Genomic DNA, 14,891 nt, shown 5'->3' with positions numbered 1-14,891 from the left:
GATCAGGAAAACCCGACCGGTTTCTTGGCTGCTGAACTGAACGCCAGCACCTTGAAAAGATTGCCCATCCGGTCCGGCCCGGCAAGCCGCTCCACGGCCTGCCGCAACTCCTCCCGAACGGTTTCAGACGCGTTACCGCCGAGACGGCCCGCCCGCTCCAGCAGGCCCATCGCCAGCAGGAAGTGACCCTGCGTCGCAAGATGGGCGACAAGCCCTGCGCCGCGCACCGCCGCAGCCAGCGCCGCGAAATCGACATGGCTCGTCAGGTCGGCGAGACCGGGATGGGCGAGCGGGTCGTCGTAGCGGTGATCGAGCACGGCCTGCAGCGTATCGCCGAGGCCGGGTTCGAGATGGCCATAGTCGAAGAACAGCGCCGCGCCGCCGCCCTGCGCCACGCGCAGCGCGATCTGCTGAACCAGCGCCTCGCGCGCCGGCGATGCCTCGAAGATCGCGCCTTCGGGCGCATCCGACGCCGCCGGCGGAAGCAGCCGGGGATCGATGCCCCCGCTTCCCGCCACAAACACGAATGCATCCTCTTTGCCGAGCGCGATGCATCTCTCGCGCCAGCCTTCCCGGGTGCGCACATACTGGCGCGCGGGGATCGCGTCGAACAACTCGTTGCCCACCAGCAGAAGCGGGCCTTCGGGCAGGTCGGCGAATGTCCTGTGCCAACGCGCCGCAACGCCTGACGATTCCAGCGTCTCTTTCTGCACGGCGGCAAGGCGGGGACTGGCCTCGATCAGGTGCACGCTGCCGGCAAGGCCGGGCGCCACCTGCGCAAGTGTGCGCAGCATGTCCTTCATCATGGTGCCGCGTCCCGGGCCGATCTCCGCGACGAGGCAGTCGCACGGTTCACCGAGGTCGCGCCATGCCGCCACCAGCCATGCGGCGCACAGTTCCCCGAACATCTGGCTGATTTCCGGCGCGGTCACGAAATCGCCGCCGCGCCCGAAGGGCTGGCGCGTCGTGTAATATCCGTGCTCGGGATCGAACAGGCACAGCGCCATGTAGTCGCTGACGGAAATCGGCCCGTTCGCACGGATCAGCGCGGCGATCCTCGCGCCAAGTCCGTTCATGCCGGAATTTGGCCGCGCGCCGGTCGTGCCGTCGCCATCAGCGCGACGCCGACCAGCACCAGCGGCACGGACAACACCATGCCCATCGTCAGCCAGCCGCCCGCCAGATAGCCGATCTGCACGTCGGGCTCGCGGAAGAACTCGACGAAAATGCGCGCGCAGCCATAGCCCGCGACAAAGGCACCGGCCACGAAGCCCGGCGTCGCAAGCCTCAGGCGGCCATGAGTGAGGTAGCGCAGCAGCAGGAACAGCGCGAAGCCTTCCAGCAGCGCCTCGTAGAGCTGGCTCGGATGCCGCGCGAACGGCCCGCCATTCGGGAAAACGATCGACCACGGCACATCGGTCGGGCGGCCCCAAAGCTCGGAATTGATGAAGTTCGTGCAGCGCACGAGGCCGATGCCCACCGTGGCGGAGGGCGCGATGACGTCGAACAGGCTGCGCATCGGCAGGCCGCGCTTGAGCGAGAACACGATCATCGCGATCAGCACGCCGAGAAAGCCGCCATGGAACGACATGCCGCCTTGCCACACGGCGAATATGTCGAACGGATTGGCGAGATAGCGCGACAGGTCGTAGAAGAGGATATAGCCGATGCGCCCGCCAAGCACGATGCCGAGCGCGGCCCACACCAGCAAATCGTCTATGTCGGTCGCCTTGATCGGCGACTTGCCGTTCGGCCACAGCCGCGTGTCGGTGCACAGGCGCTTGGCGTACCACCAGCCGAACAGGATGCCGACCACATAGCCGAGGCCGTACCAGTGAATTGCCAGCGGCCCGAGCTGGACAATGACCGGGTCTATGTCGGGAAAGGGCAGTTCGGCGGGAAACATCATGGATTCAAACCAGATACGGATTGCTGCGGCGTTCGTCGCCGAAGCGGCTGCCGGGGCCGTGCCCGCACAGGAAGCCGATGTCGTCGCCAAGCGGCAGCAGCTTCTCCTTGATCATGCGGATCAGCGTTTCATGGTTGCCGCCCGGCAGGTCGGTGCGCCCGACGGAGCCGTGGAACAACACGTCGCCGACATGGGCGAAGCGTGCCGCATCGTTGAAGAAAACGACATGGCCCGGCGCGTGACCGGGGCAATGGAACACCTTGAAGCTGTGGTCGCCAAAGGAAACGGTGTCGCCTTCTTCAAGGTAGCGGTCGGGTGTGCAATTGCGCATGGTTCCGCCGATGCCGTAGCGCTCGGACTGGGTCTCGATGTTCGACAGGAGCTGCGCGTCGTCCTTGTGCGGACCGATGATCTCGATGCCGCCCAGCCGCTCCTTCAGTTCCATCGCGCCGCCCGCATGGTCGAGATGGCCGTGGGTCAGCCAGATCTGACGGATCGTCAGCCCGTTCTGCGTGATCGCCTCGACGATGCGGTCCACGTCGCCGCCGGGGTCGACCACCACGCCTTCCTTCGTTTCGTCGTCGAACAGGATTGCGCAATTCTGCTGGAACGGCGTCACGGGGACGATCCCGGCGCTCAATCGGCCCATTTTCCATATCCTTCCAAAAAAACAACGGGCGGCCAAGCGACCGCCCGCCTTACATATTCGCTTCGGCGCTACTTGTTCATGGCCTTCATGATCTGGCCGACAATCGCGGTGAGGATTGCGCCGCCGCCAGCGCCGCCAAGAATGTTGTTCAGGTTGAGCGCGCCATCCGAAACGGCAGCCGGATCCGCACCACCGAGAAGGCTGCCGAGTATGGTAGCCCCGCCGATGCCACCGATGGCTCCGCTGAGGATTTTCGGCAGTTGTCCCATCACTGCCGAGGAGATTGCTGCCCCCACGGCCTGTCCACCCAGAATGCCGGTGATAACCTGCACGATGATCGGCATCAAAGCTTCCATCGTCACTTCCCTCCACGCTAAACCGGCCCAGTGCCGGCGCGGATATCAGACCCTGATTCTGGCGAATGTCAAACGATCCTGTGGCCGCCGAACCGGCGGATGCAACGCCGCGGCGCCGCGGAGCGAGGCTCCGGAACCGAAAAGCACATGATTTGTGCACGAAACCGTCGCGTATCCGGGCTTTTCGGTCGCAATCCATGCAAAAGCTTGGCAAAATTGTAGCGAAGCCCCAATTATGTCAATACTACTGACATAAGACGCGCATATGGGAGACGTGATGTCTGAGCGGAACGGGGCGGCGGCAATGCCGCTCAAGGCGGCGATTACAGACGAGGACGGTCTCGACCTCGCGCTGATAGAGTTGCTGTTTTTCGCATACAGGGATTTCACCTCCGACCCGGACCAGATACTCACAGAGTTCGGCTATGGCCGCGCGCATCATCGCGTGCTGCACTTCGTCAACCGCATGCCGGGACTGACCGTCGCCGAATTGCTCGACGTGCTGAAGATAACCAAGCAGAGCCTTGGCCGCGTGCTGAAGCAGTTGATCGACGGCGGCCACATCGTGCAGGAGCGCGGGCCTCGCGACGGGCGGCAGCGCGAGCTTTACCCGACGCCGAAAGGCCGCTCGCTGGCGCTGGCGCTGGCGAGGCCCCAGTCGCGGCGCATTCGCGCGGCGCTCGAATGCTCCGGGCTGGAGGAGCGCGACGTGGTCGAGCGCTTCCTGAAGGCCATGGTGAACCCTGAACTGCGCGGGCAGATCGATAAATTGCCCGGCCAATTGTCTGGGAGGACAAATGGAAACGGTTGATCGCGGAAGCCCTCGGACAAGCGCGCCGAGCGACGATGCCCCTCATCTGCTGGTCATCGACGACGACACGCGCATCCGAAACCTGCTCAAGCAATATCTCTCCGAGAACGGCTTTCGGGTCACTGTGTCCAGCAATGCGGCGGATGCCCGCCGCAAACTTGAAGGTCTCGATTTCGACCTTTTGATCGTCGATGTAATGATGCCGGGGGAATCCGGCGTGGAACTGACGGCTTCGCTGCGCGAAAGGGGCAAGGTGCCGATATTGATGCTCACCGCGCTTTCGGAAACGGAAAGCCGCATCGCCGGGCTGGAGGCGGGCGCGGACGATTATCTGCCGAAGCCATTCGACCCGCGCGAGCTGATCCTGCGCATCAACAACATCCTGCGGCGCGGCGGCCCGCAGCCCCAGCCCAAGGTGGAGCAGGTGGTTTTCGGGCCATATACGTTCCAGATCGCGCGGCGCGAGTTGAAGCGGGGCGGCGAGCCGTTGAAGCTGACCGATCGCGAGCAGGAGATCATGGCGATCTTCGCCGAACGGGCTGGCGAAACAATTCCGAGGCACGAACTGGTGGCCAACGATTCGGAAGTCGGCGAACGCACCATCGACGTGCAGATCAACCGCTTGCGCCGCAAGATCGAGCGTGACCCGGCAAACCCTGTGTGGCTCCAGACCGTGCGCGGCATCGGCTACCGGCTGAGCGTGGAGTAGCGAACAGGCGCGATGGCCTCCTCGGATTTCGATAGCGCACCGACCGGCGGGCTTCGCGCCACGCTTTCGGGCGCGCGCGAATCCTGGAACCGCTTCTGGCGCAAGATGTCTTTCTACCTGCCGAAGCGGCTTTATGCGCGCTCGCTGCTGATCGTCGTCATGCCGATGATCCTGCTGCAATCGGTCGTGGCCTATGTCTACATGGACCGCTACTGGCGCGCCGTGACGGAAAGGCTGTCGGCAGCGACCGCCCGCGAACTGGCAACCGTGGTCGACCTCGTGCAGGAGGCTCCGCCGGGAAGCGACTACAAGGACATCATCAGCATCGCGAGCAGCCGGCTTGAGTTCAACGTCTACGTGCTGCCGCCCGAGCCGCTGCCGGAACAGAGCGGCGCGCCCTTCTTCGACGTGCTGAACGACACGCTGCACGACGAGATCGCGTCCCGCGTCCAGTTGCCGTTCTGGATCGACACGGTCGGCAATTCGCGCACCGTGGAGATGCGCGTCGCCTTCCCCGACAAGGTCTTGCAGGTGTTTGCGCCGCGCAAGCAGACCGCGCCCTCCAACACGCACATTTTCCTGGTCTGGATGGTCGGCACCTCGCTGGTTCTGCTGGTGATCGCGATCACCTTCCTGCGCAACCAGATCAGGCCCATCATCGCGCTGACCGAAGCGGCGGAGAGTTTCGGGCGCGGCAGGCCTGCGCCACGCGATTTCCGTCCGCGAGGCGCCGAGGAGGTGCGGCGCGCGGGACTTGCCTTCATCCAGATGCGCGAGCGCATCGAGCGCCAGATCGAGCAGCGCACCGCCATGCTGAGCGGGGTCAGTCATGACCTGCGCACCATCCTGACGAGGTTCCGGCTCCAGCTCGCGCTGGTCGGCTCCAAGGCTGACCGGGAAGCGTTGAATCAGGATATCGACGCCATGCAGTCGATGCTGGAAGGTTATTTGCAGTTCGCGCGTGGCGAGGCCGAAGAAGATACAGGCGTATTCGACCTGCGCGCCTATCTGGAACGGATCGACGAGGAAGCCGATCTGCTCGGTCGCCAGCTTACGTTCAGCCTGTCCGGCGACCCCATCGTCCATGTCCGGCCGCAGGCGTTCAACCGGCTGCTCGACAATGTTGTGGGCAACGCATTCCGCTACGCCAAGGTCGTGAAAGTGGATGTGACGCACCGCCCCGGCATGCTGGTCATCACCATAGACGATGACGGGTCGGGCATACCCGCAGACCAGCGCGAGGAGGTGTTCAAGCCGTTCGTGCGGCTGGAAGGCGGCCGCAACCTCGATTCGAGCGGCACCGGCCTCGGGCTTGCCATCGCCCGCGACGTGGCGCGCAGCCATGGCGGCGACATCGTGCTGGCGGACAGCCCCCTTGGCGGATTGCGGGTCATCATACGCACGCCGATGTAAGCCGATTGGCGTGAAATGTCCCATATTTGTCCGGCATCCGCGTTCCGGCCTTTTCTGCATGGGAGTATGTGGGATACATCTCTCACAACGGAGTTGCCTGAAATGTCCGCTACAGCTCTTCTCGTCATCGACGCGCAGGAATCGTTCCGCCATCGCCCCTATTTCAGCGAAGAAGGGGTAGGCTCCTATATCGAACGCCAGCAGGCCCTCATCGACGGCGCGGCAGCGCGAGGCATTCCCGTCATCCAGATCTTTCATGTCGAGGAAGCGGGCGTATTTTCCGAGGCGTCGGGATTTGTTACCACGCTGAAACCCTTGCGCATCCAGCCGGCGATGCTGTTTCGCAAGACCCGGCACAGCGCCCTCATCGGCACCGGCCTCGATGTCTGGCTGACGGAAAAGGGTATCCGAAGGCTTGTCGTCTCGGGCATCCGCACCGAGCAGTGCTGCGAGACGACCACGCGCAATGCTTCTGACCTGGGCTACGAGGTGGATTTCGTGTCGGAGGCGACGCTGACCTTTCCGATGATGGACAGTCGCGGCAGGGAATGGAGCGCCGCCGAAATCCGCGCGCGCACCGAGCTGGTGCTGGAAGGCCGCTTCTGCCGCGTTGTGACGGTTGAGCAGGCGCTCGACGCAAGCACGGAGAAGAAGGCGGCGTGAACACGGGAGCCGCGCCGCGAACCGTTCCCCTGTTCATGGTGGTTCCGCCGCGCGCCCTGCTGCTCGACATTGCCGGCCCGATCGAGGTGCTGCGCAAGGCCAATCTCGAGCAGGACGCCGTTCGGTTCGCCGTCCGTTTCATCGGCCCGGCGCAGACGGCCAGCAGTTCGATCGGCCTCGAACTTGCGGGCATCGAGCCGCTGCCGGAGTCGCTGCCCGAAGGCGCGGTCGTCGTCGTATCCGGCGCGGCCGACCAGCCGCTCGGCGCAGCGCCCGGCGACCGCCAACGGGACGAACCGCTGGAAAAGGCCACCATCGAATGGCTGCGCCGGGCGATTGTGCCCGGCATCCGGCTGGTGACGATATGCTCCGGCGCGCTTCTGGCGGCGCGGGCCGGATTGCTGGAAGGGGTCGAATGCACCACCCACCATGAGGTGGCCGACGAGCTTCGGCGGCTGACCCCGACCGCGCAAGTCCGGGAGAACAGGCTTTATGTCGAGGATGGCGAGCGCCTCAGCAGCGCGGGCATCACCGCTGGCGTCGACCTGATGCTGGCCTTCGTCGCGCGGGAGGTTGGCCATGCCGTTGCGCTGGCCGTGGCGCGCTATCTCGTCGTTTACCTGCGGCGGGGCGGCGGCGATCCGCAGCTTTCCCCCTGGCTGGAAGGGCGCAACCATATTCACCCGGCCATTCATCGCGCGCAGGATGCAATTGTGGCGCAGCCGGCGCGGGCGTGGTCGGTGGAGCGGCTCGCCGACATCTCGGCAACCAGCCCCCGCAACCTGTCGCGCCTTTTCAACGAGCATGCAGGCATGAGCGTAACGGACTATGTAAACCTTGTGCGGGTGGCGCTGGCGCGCGAACTCGTCACGGGTTCGAGGCTGGACATGGAGACGGTCGCCGAGCGCGCCGGCTTTTCCTCCGCGCGGCAATTCCGGCGCGTGTGGAACCGCCTGCAGGACGCATCACCCCGCCGCCTGCGCGAGCAGGTCCTAGAATAGCCGTCCGCCGTTCGGCACGGTGTGCTCGATCGCGCCGAGCACCACCTCGCCCTCTTCGTCGGGAAAGCCCAGCGTCAGCACCTCGGACATGAATTTGCCGATCTGGCGCGGCGGAAAGTTCACAACCGCGAACACCTGCCTGCCGACCAGCGTTTCCGGCGTGTAGTGCTTCGTGATCTGCGCCGAGGAGCGCTTGACCCCGATCACCGGACCGAAGTCGATCTTCAGCTTGAAGGCAGGTTTGCGCGCCTCCGGATAAGGCTCCACCTCGACGATGGTGCCTGCACGAATATCGACCTTCTCGAAATCGTCGAAAACGATCTGTGGCTTCGGCTCGGGTGAAAGCGCCATGCGAAAATCCGTCAGGCGGTCCCGGAGGTTTCGAACATGACGTGCGACAGCGCTTCTCGGGCGTTGGTGCCCGACCACACGACGAACTGGAACGCCTGGAAATAGCATTCGCAGGCTTCGAGCGCGCTCGACAGCAGCACCTCGACCTGGCGGCTCGTCGGCTCCGCGCCGCCGCACAGCAGCAGCGACTGGCGGAACATGATCGCGCCTTCCTGCTCCCACAGGTCGAAATGGCCGAACAGCAATTGCTCGTTGATGAGCGACAGGAGGCGCATGATTTCGGTGACGCGGTTTTCCGGCACCTTGAGGTCGAAGGCGCAGGCCAGGTGCAGCGCCTCGAAATCCTCCATCCACGAAAAGGAGGCGTGGTAGTCGGACCAGTTTCCCGTCACGGAGATGGATATTTCGTCGTCGCCTGCCCGCTCGAACGCCCAGTCATTGTTCTGGGCGACCTGCTCGATCACGTCGACCGGGTGCGCATCCCGCGCAATTTCGATTTCAATCAGTTCCATATGCCCATTCCGCTGTCAGGGACGCGCGACGGCGCCCCGGCCAACCCCAGTCTTTGCCAACGAATGAAACCCCCGGCGGCACCCAACACGCACACGGCGCCGTAACTCAATCCACGGCATTTTGGCCGCCGCGAATCATTGAATAAATTCAGTGTATTGATGCGCTGACTCAGCGCCAGCCCCATTTCGCGACTGAGTGTGGAAAGCGCCTGCCAAAAAGATTCAGGCGAAGGTGCTAAGCGATTCAGCCAATAGGCTTTTTTTCAGCCGTGCGCTGTGGACAAAATTTTAGATTATTTTTTTGCAGTGCGGGCCGAAGCGGGCTTTGCACCCTTTCCCGAAGCTGCGGGGGCAGCCTCGACGCCCAGTTTCGCCTCAAGCGCCTCGATCCGGGCCGCGAGCTTGACGTTCTCCTCACGTGCCTTGCGCGCCATGTCCGACATCGCATCGAACTCTTCGCGCTGCACGAGGTCCATCGTGTTGAGCAACCGCTCGGCCTGCGCGCGAAACGCCGTTTCGACCTCGCGGCGCACGCCCTGCGCCGCGCCCGCCGCATCCGTCATCAGCTTTGCGAGATCGTCGAGCAGTCTGTTGGGGCCGGTTGCCATCGCTTTGTCCTCACCACTGAAAGAGCAATTAGTGGCGGCTGCCGGTGAATACAAGATGGAAACGGGCGATTGGGCCGACAGCCTTTCCTACGCCCCCTTCCCCATCCGCCAATAAAAAAACCGGTTGGCAATCCGCGGGTCTTGCGCTAGAAATCGATTCAATATTTGTAGGAATATTGAAATATGGACGAAGCACAGGCCCTTCTCGCTTTCTCCGCAATCTCGCAGGAGACGCGCCTGCGCATTTTGCGGATGCTGGTGGTGGCAGGTCCAGAGGGGACCGCTGCGGGTGCGCTTGCCGAACAGGCCGGGGTTTCTCCGTCAAACGCCAGTTTTCACCTCAAGGAACTCGAGCGCGCGGGTCTGATCTCGCAGCGCCGCGATTCCCGCACGATCTTCTACAGCATCGAATATCGCGCGCTCGGCGATCTGGTGCGCTTCCTGATGGAGGATTGCTGCGCCGGCCATCCTGAAATCTGCGCGCCGATCCTGACGCCCTCCACCTGCTGCGCTCCTGAGAAAGAAACCGCCCAATGACCGATCGAATCCATAACGTGCTGTTCCTGTGCACCGGTAACAGCGCCCGTTCCATCATGGCGGAGAGCATATTGCGCAAGGAAGGCGCAGGCCGGTTCAGGGCCTTTTCCGCCGGCAGCCAACCGAAGGGAGCCGTCAATCCGTTCGCGCTGAAGGTTCTTGCCGCGATGGACTATCCGACGGACGGCATGCGCTCCAAGAACTGGGATGAGTTCGCGGTTGCCGGAGCGCCTGTCATGGATTTCGTTTTCACGGTCTGCGACAACGCCGCCGGAGAGTCCTGTCCAGTCTGGCCCGGCCAGCCCATGACCGCACATTGGGGCATTGAGGACCCTGCCGAAGTCGAAGGTTCGGACATCGACAAGGAACGCGCGTTTTCTACCGCCGCCCGCTACCTGAAGAACCGCATCGAGGCATTCCTGAACCTGCCGATTGCCGCTGTCGACCGGTTGGCGCTGGAGCGCCAGTTGCGCCGCATCGGCGCGAGCGACGGCGCAACTGCCCTCTCGACGAAGCCTGCGGAGGCGACCGGCGCTCCCTCCATCCAGCGGTGAGGACGGCCGGCTTCGATGTCCTTTGCATTCGACATCCGCCGCCGCGCGGTCGCTGAGGCGCTGGGGACGGCGCTGCTCGTTGCCACCATCGTCGGGTCGGGCATCATGGCCTCCACGCTCACGCGCGATGTGGCCCTGGCGCTTCTGGCCAACACCATGGCCACCGCCGCGATGCTGGTGGTGCTTATCAGCCTGCTGGGGCCGATTTCAGGCGCGCATTTCAACCCGGCCGTCTCGCTGGTGATGTCACTGCGCGGCGAACTCACCCTGCGGGACTGCGTGGCCTATGTCGCCGCCCAGTTCGCAGGCGGCATTGCGGGCACATGGGCCGCGCATCTGATGTTCGCACGCGTGATATTCGAGACGTCGAACGTGACGCGCTTCGGCTCCAACCAGTGGATTTCCGAAGCCGTGGCGACGTTCGGCCTGCTCTTTGTCATCCTTGCCGCCTTGCGCTTCGCGCAAGCCTCGCTCGCATTGTTTGTCGGGCTCTACATCGCGGCGGCATATTGGTTCACGGCTTCCACATCCTTCGCGAATCCGGCTGTTGCCGTCGCGCGCAGCCTGACAGACACGTTCGCCGGCATAAGGCCGGTCGACGTGCCGGTTTTCATCGTGGCGGAACTGATCGGCGCGCTGCTCGCGCTCATGTTCTGCGCATGGATGTTCAAGAAGCGGGAAACGCAGAAAAACGGATAGGAAGGGACTGCCGCGCGGCGTCAATCCTGGCCAAAAATCCCTGTGCCTGCTGCAATATTCTCAGACCAACATGGGGGACGCCAGGCAACGACGCCCACCCCTGTCACTGCGGCCTAGCCGACGGTAAGGTTGACCGCTTTCGGTCCCTTTCCGCGCTTGTCCGGTTCGGTCTCGAATGTCACCTTCTGACCATCTTCCAGCCCCGGCAGGCCGGATGCCTGTACAGCAGAAATATGGACAAATACATCCTTGCCGCCATCTTCAGGCGTGATGAAGCCAAATCCCTTGGCATGGTTGAAAAATTTGACAGTGCCGGATTGCGGCATCGTAGACTCCTCTAGTCCCAAGTCTGAATGTCGCGCGGCCCATTCTCCGCACGCCCAGGCAGTTGACTGGAGGAGTAGCAACAGCTTGCGCGCCGCAACGGGTCCTTGCCAAAACCTCTTTTCCGCGACCGTCTCCCGCTGCCGTATCGCGGCAGCAGGACGCACCATTCCTATCTCCGGGCCGGCAACTTCCCGAAGTGCAAATTTGTCCATTATTTTGGCAGTTTGGGCAAGCGAATCTTTTCCGGCCCGAACAGCGCGGGCTGCTTCAAAAAAAACGCGGCTGCCGAAGCGCCGCGCTTTCAGAACAGATCTATTGCCTGTCCGGCAGTCTGCCGCCGATTTACTCGGCGCGCAGGTTGACCGCCTTGGGGCCCTTGCCCATGCGGTCAGGCTCGATGTCGAAGGAAACCTTCTGGCCATCGACGAGCGTGCGCAGGCCCGACTTTTCGATCGCGGAGATGTGGACGAACACGTCCTTGGCGCCGCCATCTGGCGTGATAAAGCCGAAGCCTTTGGTTGCGTTGAAGAATTTTACGGTACCGGTCTGGGACATCTGGGGAAACTCCTTCACCCGTTTCAGTCGTGGATCTGGCGATGCGCTTCGATCCGTTTACCCTGGCGGTCATGCATCGCGCACGATCGGACCCTCACCAGGCAAGGGTCTGTCAGATATCTACGATGTCGGGGAAAGGGTCGTCCAAAACGTTCCAGTCTCCGGGTTGCAAATGCCCGAACACGAAATTTATCGCACGGAAACATGTCCGTGGCAAGACTGCAATATGAGACAGGAAATCTAAATTGATATTATCAAATACTAATTTAGACTACTTCATGCTTGTCTCTCCCGATCGATGAACTGCCGTCGTGGCCCCGCGCATCAGGCCAGCACCAGATTTCCGTTGCTGACAAGATCGTCAAGCAGGTTGGCGGTATAGCCGACGCCGAGCAGGCGAACCGAAACGAGGTCTGTCGCCGCACCACCGCCGTCATGGTCGACGGTGATGATCGTGCCGGTGCCGCCATCGCTGACCGCCGTCACATATGAAGAAAGATCGGACGCGCCGGGGCTGTAGCCTTCCAGCAGATCGGCCAGATTGATCGTGTCGCCACCAACTCCAATCGTGAAGTCGGTAATCAGGTCGTCGCCTGCATCGGTGAAGCCATACTGGAACGTGTCCGAACCCGCGCCGCCGGTGAGAACATCGACACCCGCACCGCCGACGATCCAGTCATTGCCGGAACCGCCGATGATCGTATCGTTGCCGCCGAGGCCGTGGATCGACTGCGCCGAGGTCTGCGAACTGAAAACGAGCGTGTCGTTGCCCGAGGTCCCCGCCTGGCTCCCGGCGGCCAGCGTTCCGGTGATCGTCCAGCCATATTCGTCGATCAGGTGCTGCGCGGCGGTCGCGTCGCTGTAGGTCGCAACACCCAGATTGACATTGTTCTGGATCGCTTCCCCTGCGTCGAGCTTTGCCCAGCCGCGCAGCGTGGCGTCCATGTTGGCGACCGACATGCCGCTTTGCGTGAACATGCCCGTCGCATCGCCGAGGCTCGCTATGTTCCAGCTTCCGAGATTCTGGTTGAACGCAGCCGCGTGGTCGAACATCCGGCTCATGTCCTCCACGCCGCTGACATTCCATGAACTCAGGTCCTGGTCGAACAGCGCCGTGTTCTGGAACATGCGGCTCATGTTCGTCACATTCTCGAAGTTCCAGCCGAGGATCGACTGGTTGAACGCGATGGCCCCCGCGAACATGCCCTGCATGGTGGTGACGTTTCCGACATCCCACGCACCGAGGTTGCGATTGAATGCGGCAGCCCCGGAAAACATGTTTTCCATGCTCACCACGTTCGAGACGTCCCATGTGGAAATATCCTGATTGAACGCAACAGCGCCCTCGAACATGCCTTTCATCGTCATCACGCTGCCGGTGTCCCAATCGCCTATGTCGCGGTTGAAGGAGAGCGCGCCGCTGAACATGGCGTCCATCGTCGCCACCCTGCTCACATCCCAGCCGCCGATGTTCTGGTTGAACGCAGCAGCCCCGGCGAACATGCTCCTCATGTTCGTCACATTGCCGGTGTCCCAGGAGCCGATGTCCTGGTTGAAGCTCGACGCCATGTAGAACATCTTCGTCATGGTGCCGACATTGCCGACATCCCAGCCGCCGATATACTCGTTGAAGGTCCCATTGGAATCGAATGTCGAGACCGCCGAGACGGCGTGCGACGTATCCATTCCGGCAGCGTCGCTGCCAATGGGCGTGACCGGGCTGAACAATCTGTCGAGCGTCGTGATATTGTTGCCTTCGAGATTGTAATGGCTGGAATAGGCGGATTTGACCCCGCCCGCATCGAGCGTCACCGCGACATTTGTGGTCGCGCCCGGGTCCGGCGTCACATAGGCATGCCAGGTCGTCGCGTCGATCTGGATGAGCGAGCCGGCGTTGAGCGTGCCGTTTGCAACGGTGATGTCGCTTTCCGTGAAGCTTGCCGCATCGACGGCCGTGCTGAAGTTGAACACGATCAGCCCGCCCGCGCTGCCGTTCCCGACAATTGTCACCGCGGGGTGCGTGGTGTCGATCACCACTTCGAAAACGGGCGAGGCTGGCGAAACATTGCCCGCCGTATCCGTGGCGACGGCAGTGACGTCATAGGTGCCGTCGGCCAGCGGCGTGGCTGTGTGATCGAGGCTCCAGTTGCCGCTGGAATCCGCCATTGTCGTGCCGATCGAATTTCCATCGATGAACACTTCCACCCGCGAGCCCGGTTCCGACGTGCCGGAGATCACGACTTCATTGGGCGCGGGATGCATGCCGTTCGCCTCAGTCGCCACTTCACGGGCCACTTCGAACCCGGAAGGTGCAACAGGCGCGGCGGTATCGATGACGAGCGGCACGCCCTCCGAAACGGTGGAGGCGTGTCCCGACGCGTCGGTGGCCTGCATCGTCACGACATAGGCGCCATCCGGCAGCGGCGTGCCGCTGAGGTCGAGCGACCATTCGCCGTCCTGATCGGCCCGCGCAATGCCCACCGATACGCCATTCAGCCAGACCTCGACCGACACGCCCGGATCGGCGCTGCCGGCAAGCACGAGCCTGTTGTCGGAGGTGATGTGATCGTGGGCCGATGCGCCCGTATCGGAGGCGACGGCAAACTCGAACGGGGTCTCGACCGCATCCGGCACTTCGGGTTCGACGACCGGGGCAGGAGCTGCGGGCGACGATTCCCCGCCGCCACCGCCGCCGCTCGCCAGCGCGACGGCTCCGCCGCCTGCCGATGCCGCGCCCAGAATGCCCAGCAGGGCGCCCTGCGAACCGGCGGTTGCGCCAAGCGAACCGGCGGTTTCGCCGAGCGAACCCGTTATCAGCTCATCGACGATGCCGTCGCCGGCAAGCGAAACGGCATGGCTTACGTCAAGCTCGACCCGCCGCTCGCCGTCCTGCACCACCAGCCCGTTATAGTCCCATCCGAGCGCGCCGAAATCATAGATGGTGTGGACCCGTCCGTCCGTCATCTCGATGATGAGGTCTTTGCCCCGCCGCTCGAAATTGGCGATTTCGGACGGCTTTCCGTCAATCACGAACACGCTCGGGCGCGTCGATGCGGTTACAATGCCGTCGACATGAACGGTGGGGCGTCCATGAAAAAGCTCAGACAGCATGACGGGCCTCCAGAATGCGTGCTTCATCCTAAATCGGGTAATTTTCCTAATTTAGTATAAAATTATATACGTTCTCAGATTTTAAGTCGCACACCCTTGTCATGGCCGTCGCGAACACCGGATCGC

The 14,891-nt window shown here is 62.9% G+C and carries 18 protein-coding genes and 2 pseudogenes; 8 read left to right on the top strand and 12 right to left on the bottom strand.

Annotated elements, in window-relative coordinates; genetic code table 11:
* Nucleotides 1-2: 2 nt before the first annotated feature.
* The 4 genes from M9924_12150 to M9924_12135 all read right to left on the bottom strand — a co-directional run bounded on the left by M9924_12150 (nt 3) and on the right by M9924_12135 (nt 2,920).
* Entirely contained in the window at nt 3-1,076 is a 1,074-nt protein-coding gene (locus M9924_12150) for a class I SAM-dependent methyltransferase (GenBank protein ID MCO5065150.1), read from the bottom strand.
* Nucleotides 1,073-1,906 carry a prolipoprotein diacylglyceryl transferase gene (lgt, locus tag M9924_12145; GenBank protein MCO5065149.1) on the bottom strand — a complete coding sequence of 278 codons (834 nt, stop codon included), beginning with the start codon at nt 1,904-1,906 and terminating at the stop codon, nt 1,073-1,075. Before lgt ends, M9924_12150 begins: the two co-directional genes overlap by 4 nt.
* 7 nt (nt 1,907-1,913) lie before the next feature.
* Nucleotides 1,914-2,558 carry an MBL fold metallo-hydrolase gene (locus M9924_12140; GenBank protein MCO5065148.1) on the bottom strand — a complete coding sequence of 215 codons (645 nt, stop codon included), beginning with the start codon at nt 2,556-2,558 and terminating at the stop codon, nt 1,914-1,916.
* A 68-nt stretch (nt 2,559-2,626) separates the two neighbouring features.
* Nucleotides 2,627-2,920: a hypothetical protein gene (locus tag M9924_12135; protein ID MCO5065147.1), complete on the bottom strand. Its 294-nt coding sequence runs from the start codon at nt 2,918-2,920 to the stop codon at nt 2,627-2,629.
* A gap of 271 nt (nt 2,921-3,191) precedes the next feature.
* Between M9924_12135 and M9924_12130 the strand changes: the two genes are divergently transcribed.
* From M9924_12130 to M9924_12110, 5 genes are all read left to right on the top strand, one after another.
* Entirely contained in the window at nt 3,192-3,725 is a 534-nt protein-coding gene (locus tag M9924_12130; GenBank protein MCO5065146.1) for a MarR family transcriptional regulator, read from the top strand.
* On the top strand, nt 3,712-4,434 hold the full coding sequence (locus tag M9924_12125; protein MCO5065145.1) for a response regulator transcription factor: 723 nt from the start codon (nt 3,712-3,714) through the stop codon (nt 4,432-4,434). The genes M9924_12130 and M9924_12125 overlap by 14 nt, the downstream gene beginning before the upstream one ends.
* A gap of 105 nt (nt 4,435-4,539) precedes the next feature.
* On the top strand, nt 4,540-5,847 hold the full coding sequence (locus M9924_12120; protein MCO5065144.1) for an ATP-binding protein: 1,308 nt from the start codon (nt 4,540-4,542) through the stop codon (nt 5,845-5,847).
* Between the two features lie 102 nt (nt 5,848-5,949).
* Entirely contained in the window at nt 5,950-6,510 is a 561-nt protein-coding gene (locus M9924_12115) for an isochorismatase family protein (protein ID MCO5065143.1), read from the top strand.
* A 35-nt stretch (nt 6,511-6,545) separates the two neighbouring features.
* Complete coding sequence (locus tag M9924_12110) at nt 6,546-7,511, top strand: helix-turn-helix domain-containing protein (protein ID MCO5065142.1); 966 nt, start codon at nt 6,546-6,548, stop codon at nt 7,509-7,511.
* On the opposite strand, the gene M9924_12105 is transcribed toward M9924_12110, so the two are convergent.
* From M9924_12105 to M9924_12095, 3 genes are all read right to left on the bottom strand, one after another.
* On the bottom strand, nt 7,503-7,862 hold the full coding sequence (locus M9924_12105; protein MCO5065141.1) for a tRNA-binding protein: 360 nt from the start codon (nt 7,860-7,862) through the stop codon (nt 7,503-7,505). The two genes, M9924_12110 and M9924_12105, sit on opposite strands and share 9 nt — an antisense overlap.
* Nucleotides 7,863-7,873: 11 nt before the next feature.
* Nucleotides 7,874-8,374: a YbjN domain-containing protein gene (locus M9924_12100; protein ID MCO5065140.1), complete on the bottom strand. Its 501-nt coding sequence runs from the start codon at nt 8,372-8,374 to the stop codon at nt 7,874-7,876.
* Nucleotides 8,375-8,667: 293 nt separating this feature from the next.
* Nucleotides 8,668-8,982 carry an accessory factor UbiK family protein gene (locus M9924_12095; GenBank protein ID MCO5065139.1) on the bottom strand — a complete coding sequence of 105 codons (315 nt, stop codon included), beginning with the start codon at nt 8,980-8,982 and terminating at the stop codon, nt 8,668-8,670.
* Nucleotides 8,983-9,165: 183 nt separating this feature from the next.
* Here M9924_12095 and M9924_12090 point away from each other — a divergent pair, with 183 nt between their 5' ends.
* From M9924_12090 to M9924_12080, 3 genes are read left to right on the top strand one after another with little or no spacing between them, the layout of a single operon-like run.
* Nucleotides 9,166-9,519 carry a metalloregulator ArsR/SmtB family transcription factor gene (locus M9924_12090; GenBank protein MCO5065138.1) on the top strand — a complete coding sequence of 118 codons (354 nt, stop codon included), beginning with the start codon at nt 9,166-9,168 and terminating at the stop codon, nt 9,517-9,519.
* A complete protein-coding gene (locus M9924_12085) occupies nt 9,516-10,073 on the top strand; it encodes an arsenate reductase ArsC (protein MCO5065137.1) in 558 nt (185 codons plus the stop codon). Before M9924_12090 ends, M9924_12085 begins: the two co-directional genes overlap by 4 nt.
* Nucleotides 10,074-10,088: 15 nt before the next feature.
* Nucleotides 10,089-10,772, top strand: coding sequence for an aquaporin family protein (locus M9924_12080; protein ID MCO5065136.1), 684 nt, complete (start codon nt 10,089-10,091; stop codon nt 10,770-10,772).
* 113 nt (nt 10,773-10,885) lie between these two features.
* On the opposite strand, the gene M9924_12075 is transcribed toward M9924_12080, so the two are convergent.
* The 5 genes and pseudogenes from M9924_12075 to M9924_12055 all read right to left on the bottom strand — a co-directional run bounded on the left by M9924_12075 (nt 10,886) and on the right by M9924_12055 (nt 14,765).
* Entirely contained in the window at nt 10,886-11,098 is a 213-nt protein-coding gene (locus tag M9924_12075; GenBank protein MCO5065135.1) for a cold-shock protein, read from the bottom strand.
* A 343-nt stretch (nt 11,099-11,441) separates the two neighbouring features.
* Nucleotides 11,442-11,654: a cold-shock protein gene (locus M9924_12070; GenBank protein ID MCO5065134.1), complete on the bottom strand. Its 213-nt coding sequence runs from the start codon at nt 11,652-11,654 to the stop codon at nt 11,442-11,444.
* Between the two features lie 324 nt (nt 11,655-11,978).
* On the bottom strand, nt 11,979-12,182 hold the full coding sequence (locus M9924_12065; protein ID MCO5065133.1) for a type I secretion C-terminal target domain-containing protein: 204 nt from the start codon (nt 12,180-12,182) through the stop codon (nt 11,979-11,981).
* Nucleotides 12,183-12,275: 93 nt separating this feature from the next.
* A pseudogene (locus M9924_12060) lies at nt 12,276-12,374 on the bottom strand (hypothetical protein).
* A 300-nt stretch (nt 12,375-12,674) separates the two neighbouring features.
* Nucleotides 12,675-14,765 (bottom strand): annotated as a pseudogene (locus tag M9924_12055) (BspA family leucine-rich repeat surface protein).
* Nucleotides 14,766-14,891: the final 126 nt, after the last annotated feature.

This window comes from Rhizobiaceae bacterium, from assembly GCA_023953835.1.
In the GTDB taxonomy this organism is placed as follows: Bacteria; Pseudomonadota; Alphaproteobacteria; order Rhizobiales; family Rhizobiaceae; genus Mesorhizobium_G.
Note: the sequence above shows the minus strand (reverse complement) of the source record. Positions and strands in the feature narration are given on the sequence as shown.

Coding starts and splice junctions, on each gene's coding strand:
- M9924_12150 (MCO5065150.1), bottom strand. CDS start 1,076: ATGAACGGACTTGGCGCGAGGATCGCCGCGCTGATCCGTGCGAACGGG.
- lgt (MCO5065149.1), bottom strand. CDS start 1,906: ATGTTTCCCGCCGAACTGCCCTTTCCCGACATAGACCCGGTCATTGTC.
- M9924_12140 (MCO5065148.1), bottom strand. CDS start 2,558: ATGGGCCGATTGAGCGCCGGGATCGTCCCCGTGACGCCGTTCCAGCAG.
- M9924_12130 (MCO5065146.1), top strand. CDS start 3,192: ATGTCTGAGCGGAACGGGGCGGCGGCAATGCCGCTCAAGGCGGCGATT.
- M9924_12125 (MCO5065145.1), top strand. CDS start 3,712: ATGGAAACGGTTGATCGCGGAAGCCCTCGGACAAGCGCGCCGAGCGAC.
- M9924_12120 (MCO5065144.1), top strand. CDS start 4,540: ATGTCTTTCTACCTGCCGAAGCGGCTTTATGCGCGCTCGCTGCTGATC.
- M9924_12115 (MCO5065143.1), top strand. CDS start 5,950: ATGTCCGCTACAGCTCTTCTCGTCATCGACGCGCAGGAATCGTTCCGC.
- M9924_12110 (MCO5065142.1), top strand. CDS start 6,546: ATGGTGGTTCCGCCGCGCGCCCTGCTGCTCGACATTGCCGGCCCGATC.
- M9924_12105 (MCO5065141.1), bottom strand. CDS start 7,862: ATGGCGCTTTCACCCGAGCCGAAGCCACAGATCGTTTTCGACGATTTC.
- M9924_12100 (MCO5065140.1), bottom strand. CDS start 8,374: ATGGAACTGATTGAAATCGAAATTGCGCGGGATGCGCACCCGGTCGAC.
- M9924_12095 (MCO5065139.1), bottom strand. CDS start 8,982: ATGGCAACCGGCCCCAACAGACTGCTCGACGATCTCGCAAAGCTGATG.
- M9924_12090 (MCO5065138.1), top strand. CDS start 9,166: ATGGACGAAGCACAGGCCCTTCTCGCTTTCTCCGCAATCTCGCAGGAG.
- M9924_12085 (MCO5065137.1), top strand. CDS start 9,516: ATGACCGATCGAATCCATAACGTGCTGTTCCTGTGCACCGGTAACAGC.
- M9924_12080 (MCO5065136.1), top strand. CDS start 10,089: ATGTCCTTTGCATTCGACATCCGCCGCCGCGCGGTCGCTGAGGCGCTG.
- M9924_12075 (MCO5065135.1), bottom strand. CDS start 11,098: ATGCCGCAATCCGGCACTGTCAAATTTTTCAACCATGCCAAGGGATTT.
- M9924_12070 (MCO5065134.1), bottom strand. CDS start 11,654: ATGTCCCAGACCGGTACCGTAAAATTCTTCAACGCAACCAAAGGCTTC.